The sequence below is a fragment of the Loktanella sp. DJP18 genome (assembly GCF_049310965.1).
Lineage (GTDB): Bacteria > Pseudomonadota > Alphaproteobacteria > Rhodobacterales > Rhodobacteraceae > Loktanella.
In genome coordinates this window covers 21,203-31,683 of the sequence record NZ_JBMERN010000026.1, presented here as the reverse complement: position 1 = coordinate 31,683, position 10,481 = coordinate 21,203, and the positions used below count along the sequence as shown (strand labels likewise).

Genomic DNA, 10,481 nt, shown 5'->3' with positions numbered 1-10,481 from the left:
CTTGGGGCGCTGCCCCAAACCCCGGAGTTTATCGGGCCAGATGAATGTGGGGCGTCAACCCAGAACGCGGGTCAGGGCGCGGTCGACGGCGTCGGTGATCTGGTCGATGTCGTCCGTCGTGGCAATCAGGGCGGGCGCGAACAGCAGGGTGTTGTTGAAGCCCGGAACGGACCGGTTGGTCGCACCGATGATCACGCCCTGCGCCATGCAGTCGGCGACGATGGCACCCACCTGCTTTTCGTTCAAGGGGTCTTTCGTGGCGCGGTCGGTGACAAGTTCCGCGCCACAGAACAGACCCTGACCGCGCACGTCGCCGATGACGGCGTGCTTGTCCATCAGGGCGTACAGATTGTTCTTCAGATGGATGCCCATCGCGGCAGAGTTGCCCAGCAGGTCCTCCTCTTCGATGATGGCCATGTTCTCGATCGCGGCGGTCGGGCCTGCGGTGCAGCCGCCGAAGGTCGAGATGTCGCGGAAGTAGGACATCGGATCGGTGTCGTCCTTGAACTGCTCGAACACCGCATCGGTCGTCACGCAGCAGGAGATCGCGGCATAGCCCGAGGCGACGCCTTTGGCCATCGTCACGATATCAGGCTGCACACCGTAGTGCTGGTAGCCGAACCAGGTGCCGGTGCGGCCAAGGCCGCAGACGACCTCGTCGATATGCAGCAGGATATCGTATTTGCGGCAGATCTCCTGCACGCGGTCCCAGTAGCCCTTGGGCGGGGTGACGATGCCGCCGCCGGCCGTGATGGGTTCGAGGCACAGTGCGCCCACGGTGTCGGGGCCTTCGCGCAGGATCACCTCCTCGATCGCCTCGGCGGCGCGGATGCCATAGTCGGCGTCGGTCAGCCCGTCCTGACGGCGGTATTCCAGGCAGTGCGGCACCTGCACGAAGCCGGGCGTATAGGGACCGTACTGCGCGTTGCGTTCCTGCTGGCCACCGGCGGACAGGTTGGCGATCGTCGTGCCGTGGTAGTCGCGTTCGCGGAACAGGATCTTGTGCTTGCGCCCGCCGTGATGCTTGTGCGCGATCTGGCGCACCATCTTGAACGCCTTCTCGTTCGCCTCGGACCCCGAATTGGCATAGTAGACGCGGTCGAGGCCCGGCATCTTGGCCACCAGCATCTCCGCGAACTGCGCACCGGGAATGGTGCCGGACGCCCCGGCGAAGAAACACATCTTCGTCAGTTGTGCCGCCACCGCATCGGCGATCCGCTTGCGCCCGTAGCCCACGTTCACGGTCCAGACCGCCCCTGACACGGCGTCGACGTGTTCCTTGCCCTTGATGTCCCAGACGCGCAGGCCGCGGCCTTCCACGATGATGCGGGGGTCGATCGTCTCGAACGGTTTGTGCTGGATCAGGTGGTGCCAGACATGGGCGCGGTCGGCGGCGATGACGGCGGCGGGATCGTTCGACAGGGCGTGCTGGTTCATGGGTGTGATCCGGGGTTGAAGCGGCGGGGGTTGCGGTGTTCAGTCTTGGCCATGCCTTCCGCATTTGGCAAGAGACTGCATCCGCCTGCACGATTTTGCGGCATTGACCGCGACCGCTGCGCGGCCGGAAACGACATGGACAGGGGGCCGGACCTGGGCTCTGGTCAGAGTGGGGTGGGCTGTGATTAGCTGCATTCCGTGACGCGGGAATAAACCTGCGCTGACCATGCCCCACAAAGGCGCTTTCAACCGGGAGACAACGCATGAAGATCAGGACGATGATGATGGGGGCCACAGGCGCGCTGGCCCTGCTGGCCGGTGGTCAGGCGATGGCCGAGGCGCACGGAGAACTGACCGTGGGCTACTTCCTCGAATGGCCGATGCCGTTCGAATACGCCAAGGTGCAGGGCACCTACGACGAGGCGCTGGGCATGAAGGTGAACTGGGTCAGCTTCGACACCGGCACGGCGATGTCCGCTGCGATGGCATCGGGCGACGTGCAGATCAGCGTCAGCCAGGGCGTCCCGCCCTTCGTCATCGCCGCGAGCGCCGGGCAGGACCTTCAGGTGCTTGACGTCGCGGTCAGCTATGCGGACAACGACAACTGCGTCGTCGCCAGCGCATTGGAGATCGACAAGGACAGCGCGGGCGAATTGGCCGGCAAGAAGGTCGCCGTGCCGCTGGGCACCGCGGCGCACTACGGTTTCCTCAAGCAGATGGACCACTTCGGCGTGGACCTTGCCAGCCTCGAGGTCGTCGACATGGCCCCGCCCGAAGGCGCCGCGGCACTGGCGCAAGGGTCGGTGGACATGATGTGCGGCTACGGCGGATCGCTGCGCACGGCGATGGAGTACGGCAACGTCCTGCTGACCGGGGCCGAAAAGGAAGAGCTGGGTATTCTGGTGTTCGACGTGACATCCGCCCCTGCCGCTTTCGTCGCGGAAAACCCCGATGTCGTGGCGCAATTCCTGGCTGTCACGGCCAAGGCCAACGCCGACTGGAACTCGGGTGCCATGGTCGATGAGATGGTCCCCGTGATCGCGCAGGATTCTGGCATGGACGAAGCGGCGGTGCGGGAGTTCATGTCGACCTTCACCTTTCCCAGCATCGAGGATCAGTTGAGCGAGAAGTGGCTGGGCGGCAATGCTGCCGAATTCATGAAGGGCGTGGCGCAGGTCTTTGTCGAGGCGGGGTCGATCCCGTCCGCGCTTGACGGCTACGAGGCCGCCGTGAACACCGGTCCGCTGGAAGCTGCTCAGGGCCTTTGAACCCAAGACGGCGCGCGGGTGACTCCGCGCGCCTTTTTCAAGAAAGGGGCTGACTTGACCGGTCTGCACATCGAAAACCTGTCCATGCGGTTCGATCTGCCGCAGGGTGGTGCCGTCCAGGCGCTGAAGGACGTGACAATCGACCTTAGACCGGGAGAGTTGCTGAGCGTCCTCGGCCCGTCCGGGTGCGGCAAGACCACCTTGCTGAATATCGTCGCCGGGTTCCTTGCCCCGACCGAGGGCAAGATCACCCTGAACGACAAGCGCGTCACCGGGCCGGGTGCGGACCGGGGCATGGTGTTCCAGCAGGGCGCGCTGTTCGAATGGATGGACGTGCGCGAAAACGTGGGCTTCGGACCGCGCATGAAGAGGATGAAGGCCGCACCTAAGAAGGAGATCGTCGATCACCTTCTCGACATCGTGGGTCTGCGGGATTTCAAGGACAAGGCGGTTTACGAACTGTCGGGAGGCATGCAGCAGCGCGTGGCGCTGGCCCGCTGCCTTGCAAATGAACCCGACGTGATCCTGATGGACGAACCGCTAGGCGCGCTGGACGCGCTGACGCGGGAAAAGATGCAGGGCCTTGTCCTGAAGCTGTGGAAAGAGACGGGCAAGACCATCATCCTGATCACCCATTCGGTCGAGGAAGCGCTGCTGCTGGGTGAGCGTCTGATCGTCATGGCGCCGCGTCCGGGGCGCATCCACAAGGAATACAACCTGCCCTTTGCCGACATGGGGGTGGGCCGCGACCTGCGCGAGGTCAAGAAGGACCCCCGCTTTGCCCAGACCCGAGAGGAGATCCTCTCGATGATCTGGAACATGGAGGAAGAGATCATGGGCAGCACAGGGGAGTCCGTCTGATGTCCGTGATTGCCGCCCTTTGGGGCGAGGTTCTGACGGTGCTGGCCGCTGTCGGCACGGCCTTGCCCTACATCCTTGCCTACCTCGCCCTGATTTTGATGCTGATGGTCGTCTGGTCCGGCGTGCGTCGTCTGCTACGACTGCGTCACGACTACGGCAGTCTGAAGACCGTGACCTTCGGCGACGAATCCGCGGTGGTGTCCAATTCTGTCGCATCCGTCATCAGCATCGTCCTGATCTTCGTGTTCTGGGGGGCCTTCACCGGGTCGAAACTGCTGCCCGGTTTCCTGCACATGCCGGGTCCGTTCGAAGGCACGGCGACCTTCGACTATACTCTTACCCTGCCTGACGGCGCGACGGACGACGCGAAGGTGACGGTCTTGGTGCATCCGCCGGACGTCAGCACCGACGATCCCACCGTCGATCCCGGCGAAGGTGCCGCGGTCAACGATTCCATCGCGATTGGCATGTTCCGCAGCGCTCTGCTGCGGGTCGCGGACAACGACGCGGTCACGCGCGAGGCGGGGGCAGAGATCACGGCCGTCGATGGCACCCCCATCGCGCCGGGCGAAAGTGTCCGCACCGGCTTTGGCCGGGTCGCGATGACGCCCAAGGGCACGCTGAACATCTCGCCTGCCTCTGGCTGGCAAATGGAGCCGATCTGGTTGCCCCCGCCAGAGGCCGTCTGGAGCCAAGCCGTCACTATCGCCCGCGAAGGCTTTCGCGGGGCCACGTTGTGGGAACACCTGGGTTATTCGCTGTTTCGCGTGATCGTGGGATTCCTGCTGGGTGCGCTGGTGGGCATTCCGCTGGGCTATGCGATGGGCTTGTCGGACTGGTTCCGGGGCTGGTTCGACCCCATCGTCGAGTTCATGCGCCCGGTGCCCCCACTGGCCCTGATCCCGCTGGTCATCATCTGGGCGGGCATCGGTGAGACGGGCAAGATCATCCTGCTGTTCCTTGCCGCACTGTGGATCATGGCGATTGCCGCGCGGTCCGGCGTGTCAGGCGTGCGGATTTCCAAGGTCCACGCCGCCTATTCGCTGGGCGCGTCCCGCTGGCAGGTCATGCGGCACGTCATCGTCCCCAACTCCCTGCCCGAAATCTTTACCGGCGCGCGGGTCGCGATGGGCGTCTGCTGGGGCACGGTCGTCGCGGCGGAATTGGTGGCGGCGCAGACCGGCGTCGGCATGATGATCATGGTGGCCTCCAAGTTCCAGAACACCGACATCGTCCTGATGGGCGTCATCGTGATCGGGATCGTCGGTTTCACCATCGACCTTGGCATCCGCTGGCTGGAACGGGTCATGGTTCCCTGGAAGGGCAAGGGCTGACCCCGTGATGCCCGTTGCAGCGGCGCTGGCCGCCTTGTTCGTCCTGCTGGCGCTGGGCGGTGCCGATCCGCAGGGCCTGCACGGTCTTGGTTTGCTGGTGCTGGCCGCAATGGCGCTGGGCGTTGTCTGGGACATCATGTTCCTTGTGCTGCGGCGACGCAGACCGACCGGCAGGGTCGTCCCGCGCCGTGTCCCGCCACGCATTGGGCCGACGATCTTGGTCGACGGCTCCAACGTCATGCACTGGAACGGCGACCCCTCGGCAAAGGTGCTCGCCCGCGTGGTGCAGAACCTGCTTGAGAGGGGTGAGCGGCCGCACGTCTATTTCGATGCGAACGCAGGCTACAAACTGGCGGATCGTTACCTCGGCCCGGCGGCGCTGGGCGCGATGATCGGCTTGCCGGGACAGAACGTGACTGTGGCCGATAGCGGCTGTCCCGCCGACCCGCTTCTTCTGGACCATGCGTCCCGGTCGCGCCTTCGGATCGTATCCAACGACCGCTTTCGCGACTGGTGCCAGCAGTTTCCCGGCGCTACACGCCACGGGGCGTTGGTCAAGGGGCGGTGGCGGGAAGGGACGCCACTCCTGCAACTGTAAGCCGGGGGTCTCTGTCACTGGCCCGCACTTGGACACACCGGCGTATCAAGCAGCATCCGCCTCGGTTCCGGTCGCCTGGGGCGATAACCGCAACCGCTGGCCCGACACGTTGCGGACGACGCGGTGGCGGCAGGTTCGAACGACTGTCGCGCCGCCGTTTTCATCGTCACGGCCGTTTTTCACTTTGCCAAAGGCGATTGAAGGACAACGCCGCCCCGGATCCGCACCGCCCGAGCTCGGCAAAGTCGGGTGGAGGAAAGTCGGACGGAGGACAGGTCACACGTCATCTTGCGCTATTGCGAATCCACCGCGCTGTCGTCGGGCAACGCATAGGCAATGAAGTAGTCGCCGATCTTGGTTTCCATGAAGTCATGGCCACCGGCATTGATCACGACGATCTGACGACCGCCTGCTTCATAGGTCATTGGGGTCGCCTGACCACCTGCGGGAAGGGCGACATCCCAAAGCCGGTCTCCGGTTTGCACGTCGACGGCGCGAAAGAGGTCATCCGTCGCTGCACCGATGAAGAACAGACCCGATGCCGTCACGACGCCGCCGCCGTTGTTGGGTGTCCCGATTTCGATCGGGAGCATCGACGGGATGCCGAAGGGGCCATTCTTGCGCGCCGTCCCAAACGGGCGGTCCCACAGGACTTCACGTGTGTTCAGGTCGATTGCCGCGATGCCACCATAGGGTGGTTGCGAGCAGAGCAGACCCGTGAACGGCACTCTCCAACCAGCGTTGACGCGAATTCCGTAAGGCGTTTGAGCCTGTGGGCTGATCGAGCCATGAGACCCGCCGCCAGCATCCGCATCGTAGTTCGGATCGGTGATCGGCAGGATGCCCATTTCCTCGATTTCTTCGCGAGGCACCAGCTGGTTGTAGTTCGGCATGTTGTTGTAATTGCTGATCATGATGTTGTTTTCGGGATCGATCGCTACGCCCCCCCAGTCGACACCCCCATTGTAACCGGGATATTGGATCCAGGGACGGTCCACCGTGGGAGGCGTATAGACACCGTCATAGGACGCTTGGCGAAACCGGATTCGACAGTACAACTGGTCTAGCGGGGTGGCCCCCCACATGTCGGCTTCGGTGAGCGTGGGTTTGATGAGGTTCGGGAAATCGGTCACATAGGGTTGCGTCGGTGACAGGCGCTCCGGCTCGACGCCGCCCTGCGGTGCAAGTCGTTCTTCGACGTCCACAAGCAGCTCCCCCGTCTCGCGGTTGAGGATATAGAATTGGGCCTGCTTGGACGGCATGATGATGGCAGGGACCGGGCCGTCGGCCGTGGGGAAATCCACCAACGTGCCTTGTCCGCCCAGATCGTAGTCCCAGACGTCATAGTGCACCGTCTGGTAATGCCAGGCGACCTCGCCCGTTTCCACGTCCAGCGCCACGATCGCGGTCGAATATTCGTTTTCTGCGTCCGAGCGATCGCCACCCCAGTAATCGACAGCAGAGTTGCCCATCGGCATATAGACGAGCCCCAGTTCGCTGTCGCCCGAGGCGATGGTCCACATGTTCGGCGTGCCTGGCGTATAGATTTCGCCTTCCGGCGGAAGGCCCGTTTCCCCGGGCCGCCCCATGTCCCAGGCCCAGTCGAGTTCGCCGCTTACGACATTGTAGCCTCGGATCACCCCGGAAGGTGCCTCTCGCGTCTGGCCGTCGCTGACCTGACTGCCCACGACCAGAACGTCGCGCACCAGGGTTGGCGGCGATGTCGGCGCGTAGAAACCGGGGGCAGAGTCGCCAATGCCTTCCATGAGGTCGACGACGCCACTCTGCCCGAAATCGGGGCAAAGCTGACCAGTCTCTGTGTCGAGAGCGATCATGCGTGCGTCATGTGTCAGGTTGACGACCCGTGTGGCACAGATTTCAGTCCGCTCAGCGGTAGGGTCCTCGAAATAGACGAGGCCGCGACACGAGGCGTTGTAGCCGATCGCATCGGATGGCGTCTCGGGATCGTGCGTCCAGTATTCGGCACCGGTCGCGGCATCGAGCGCCGTGATCTTGTTCATGGCCGAGCACAGGTACAGGCGATCGCCCACCTTGACGGGCGTGTTCTGGTTGCCGAATGGTTCATCATCTTCCGGCAGGTCGCCGGTGCGAAATTCCCAGATCTGCTCGAGCTGGCCGACGTTCTCTTTCGTGATCTGCGTCAGGGGCGAATAGCGCATGGCATGGTGGGTTCCGCCGTAGGCGGGCCAGTCGACCCCTGCTTCGAGAACATTGTAAGACTGAACTGCGTCGACCTGGGGGTCGCCCTCCGCTGTTGCGGGTTCGACCGGCAGCTCGGCCGCAGGCGTATCGGCATCGACCACGCCTTGGTCGCCTGCCGGGGGCGGGGTGCCCGTATCATCATTCTGGACCAAGGGAGCGTCGGAACCGCTGTCTGAGTCCTGTTCATCAGTGGTCACACGTCCGTCCTGCGCCGCGGCCGGTGATACGGCTTGACTTGCGAACCCGACAAGCCCGGTGGCCCCGACCAGTACACTGACGGTTGCAGCCGGGCCGACACGCCGCGCCGATCTGCGCAGGGCGGGCAGGGTGGTCAGCACAAGGACAAGAACGACAGTCGGCGCGACTAGCCTTGGCACTTGCGCCCAAGGGTCAAGTCCCGCTTCCCACAAGGCCCAGATGACGGTGCCGGCGAATGTGATCAGGTAAATCCAGACCGCCAGACGCTCTTGCCGGAACAGGAACCATGCGGTCAAAATCAGACCGGTGCCTGCAGGAAGGTAATACCATGACCCACCGAGAGACATGAGCCAGGCACCCCCGGCTACCAGCGGAAGTCCAAAAATCATCAGCACCGCAGCGACGAACATGGTCCACCACCGTGCCGGCCTGGATGCGTGTGACGACTGACGGTTTTCGATCATGGCCATTTCTCCCAACTTGTGACCGGAACACGATAGCGCGAGAAAATGTTCCTGATTTTCCGTCGCTCACTTGGGTCTGGCAACCGGGCAGGACGACAGCGACGCTCGGACGGGACCAAGGCCGAGACATTTTGCAGGAACAAACTGGCGTCGGGGCTGTTCGGACCAAAGGCCCGCCGCGCGTCACCTCTCTGATCCGCGCGATACTCGGGTCGGAACGATGGAATGACTGTATGTCCCGGGACACACATATGGCCGAAAGCATTGGAACCGCGCTGCGCGCGTCGAAGGAAAGTTCGGAGGGACAGGGCGGCGCGCCTGTTTCCGGACCGTGATGCAGCAGGGTTGGAATCGGATCTACTGCGGTCCGGCATCCGATCCAGACGGGATATGGATGCGCTGGAACCTCGATCCCGTGCTGATCGCGGTGCTGCTTCTTCTGGCGCTGATGGTGGGCCGATCGCGATCTGGGGCCTTGTCGGTTCTGGCGCTGGTCGTGGTTTTCGTCTCGCCACTTTGCGCACTGTCTGCCGCGCTGTTCTCGGCGCGGGTCGTGCATCACGTCCTGCTGGTCGCGGTGGCCGCACCCTTGCTGGCGATGGCTTGGCCGAGTCGCGCGCCGCGGTCCGGCACGATTCCCTTTCTGGCCTCGGCCGTCGTACTGTGGGCGTGGCATCTGCCGCCCGCCTATGATCTGGCAATGTCTCATGTCGCGGTCTACTGGGCCATGCAGGCGTCCTTGCTGCTGTCGGCCGTCGCGTTCTGGCGGGCGGCACTCCATCCGCACCAGGGTGGCGGGACGGCCGTTCTGCTGATCCTTGGCGCTTACATGCAAATGGCGCTTCTGGGTGCCTTGCTGACCTTCGCGCCCACGCAGCTTTACGCGATCCATGCCATGGCACCGTTGGCATGGGGCATGGCTCCGCTGGCCGATCAGCAGCTTGGTGGATTGATCATGTGGGTTCCGGCCAGCCTGCCGTACGTCCTGTTCGGTGCGATGATCGCCCGACGGGAATGGCGGACAATGCAGCAGGTCCGCGCATGATCGGTTGGTTGGAACCGGTCGTCGCGCATCTCAAGGTCTTGCACATCATGATGCTGGCGCTGTGGGTCGCCGGTCTGTTCGCGTTGCCGCTGATGCTGGCGCGGCATGATCCAGCCATTGGACAGGCCGACTACGATCGCATCCGCCGGGCCACGCACTATGGTTATACCTTCGTGATTACACCTGCCGCGATCATTGCTATCGCGTCCGGCACATTGTTGATCTTTGTGCGCGAGGTGTTCGTGACCTGGATGTTCGCCAAACTGGTCTTCGTGGCCCTGCTGGTCGCCTTTCATGCCTGGATCAGCTACGTGCTGGCCGCCGTGGTCGAGACGGAAGGCCCCCACACCACCCCAAGTCCCCGACTGCCATTGACGTTGCTGATGGTGCCGGTGCTGGCCATCCTGACCCTGGTGCTGGCCAAGCCCGACCTAGGGGTGATTCCGTTGCCAAACTGGCTGCTGGAGCCGAGGGACAGTCAACTGCCCTTCGACGTCCCCAGACGATAATCGAAAACGAGCTTGCCCCCATGCCAACCCGTCGCCGACACAACGAGCACGTTGAAGCCCGACAACAGAATGCCGTAGGGCAGGACAGCCGTTTCGTATCCATACAGACGATAGCCCCAGTTCGCCCCCAGCAGGGACAGCAGCAGGACGGCGATGACGGCATGGGTCCATGCGGCCGCGCGGACGCGGATGCCCGACACCAGCAGCAACTCTGCCGTGCCGGTGGCGGCCGCGGCAAGCCCGAACAGAAATGCGGTTCCGGCGGCCCAGATGCTGGCCCGCGCCCAGAACACGTCGCCCGACCACCAGTACAACGCGTCCGCCCCGAAAGCGCAGAAGGTCAGCGCGACCGGGAAGGCCACCGTCATGGCGTGCAGCGGGTGACCCCAGAAGCCGACCTTGGTTTCCGTCTCGTCGTATCCTCCCCTTTCCGAGATGGGATCGGTCAGCGGGTCTTGCCTCGACTCTACGCGGTTCTCTGTCGTCACGGCCGGCTCCTACGATTGTACTTTGCAGGGACAACGCTTTTCCTGCTGTCAGGTTG

The 10,481-nt window shown here is 63.7% G+C and carries 9 protein-coding genes; 6 read left to right on the top strand and 3 right to left on the bottom strand.

The features are described from left to right. Positions 1-54: 54 nt before the first annotated feature. Complete coding sequence (locus tag ACOI1H_RS10060) at positions 55-1,437, bottom strand: aspartate aminotransferase family protein (protein WP_422437113.1); 1,383 nt, start codon at positions 1,435-1,437, stop codon at positions 55-57. A gap of 263 nt (positions 1,438-1,700) precedes the next feature. Here ACOI1H_RS10060 and ACOI1H_RS10055 point away from each other — a divergent pair, with 263 nt between their 5' ends. The 4 genes from ACOI1H_RS10055 to ACOI1H_RS10040 all read left to right on the top strand — a co-directional run bounded on the left by ACOI1H_RS10055 (position 1,701) and on the right by ACOI1H_RS10040 (position 5,498). Further along, positions 1,701-2,705: an ABC transporter substrate-binding protein gene (locus tag ACOI1H_RS10055; protein ID WP_422437111.1), complete on the top strand. Its 1,005-nt coding sequence runs from the start codon at positions 1,701-1,703 to the stop codon at positions 2,703-2,705. Positions 2,706-2,759: 54 nt separating this feature from the next. Further along, a complete protein-coding gene (locus tag ACOI1H_RS10050) occupies positions 2,760-3,566 on the top strand; it encodes a taurine ABC transporter ATP-binding protein (protein ID WP_422437109.1) in 807 nt (268 codons plus the stop codon). 98 nt (positions 3,567-3,664) lie between these two features. Then, positions 3,665-4,900 (top strand): ABC transporter permease subunit, encoded by a 1,236-nt coding sequence (locus ACOI1H_RS10045; RefSeq protein ID WP_422437150.1) that lies wholly within the window; start codon positions 3,665-3,667, stop codon positions 4,898-4,900. A 7-nt stretch (positions 4,901-4,907) separates the two neighbouring features. Beyond that, positions 4,908-5,498 carry an NYN domain-containing protein gene (locus ACOI1H_RS10040; protein WP_422437148.1) on the top strand — a complete coding sequence of 197 codons (591 nt, stop codon included), beginning with the start codon at positions 4,908-4,910 and terminating at the stop codon, positions 5,496-5,498. A 293-nt stretch (positions 5,499-5,791) separates the two neighbouring features. Here the strand turns inward: ACOI1H_RS10040 and ACOI1H_RS10035 are convergent, their stop codons facing one another. Next, entirely contained in the window at positions 5,792-8,329 is a 2,538-nt protein-coding gene (locus tag ACOI1H_RS10035) for a membrane-bound PQQ-dependent dehydrogenase, glucose/quinate/shikimate family (RefSeq protein ID WP_422437107.1), read from the bottom strand. Between the two features lie 448 nt (positions 8,330-8,777). Here ACOI1H_RS10035 and ACOI1H_RS10030 point away from each other — a divergent pair, with 448 nt between their 5' ends. After that, positions 8,778-9,428: a cytochrome c oxidase assembly protein gene (locus tag ACOI1H_RS10030; protein ID WP_422437106.1), complete on the top strand. Its 651-nt coding sequence runs from the start codon at positions 8,778-8,780 to the stop codon at positions 9,426-9,428. After that, positions 9,425-9,937 carry a CopD family protein gene (locus ACOI1H_RS10025; RefSeq protein ID WP_422437104.1) on the top strand — a complete coding sequence of 171 codons (513 nt, stop codon included), beginning with the start codon at positions 9,425-9,427 and terminating at the stop codon, positions 9,935-9,937. Before ACOI1H_RS10030 ends, ACOI1H_RS10025 begins: the two co-directional genes overlap by 4 nt. Here the strand turns inward: ACOI1H_RS10025 and ACOI1H_RS10020 are convergent. Beyond that, on the bottom strand, positions 9,907-10,425 hold the full coding sequence (locus ACOI1H_RS10020) for a DUF2231 domain-containing protein (protein WP_422437102.1): 519 nt from the start codon (positions 10,423-10,425) through the stop codon (positions 9,907-9,909). The genes ACOI1H_RS10025 and ACOI1H_RS10020 overlap by 31 nt on opposite strands. Positions 10,426-10,481 lie beyond the last annotated feature (56 nt).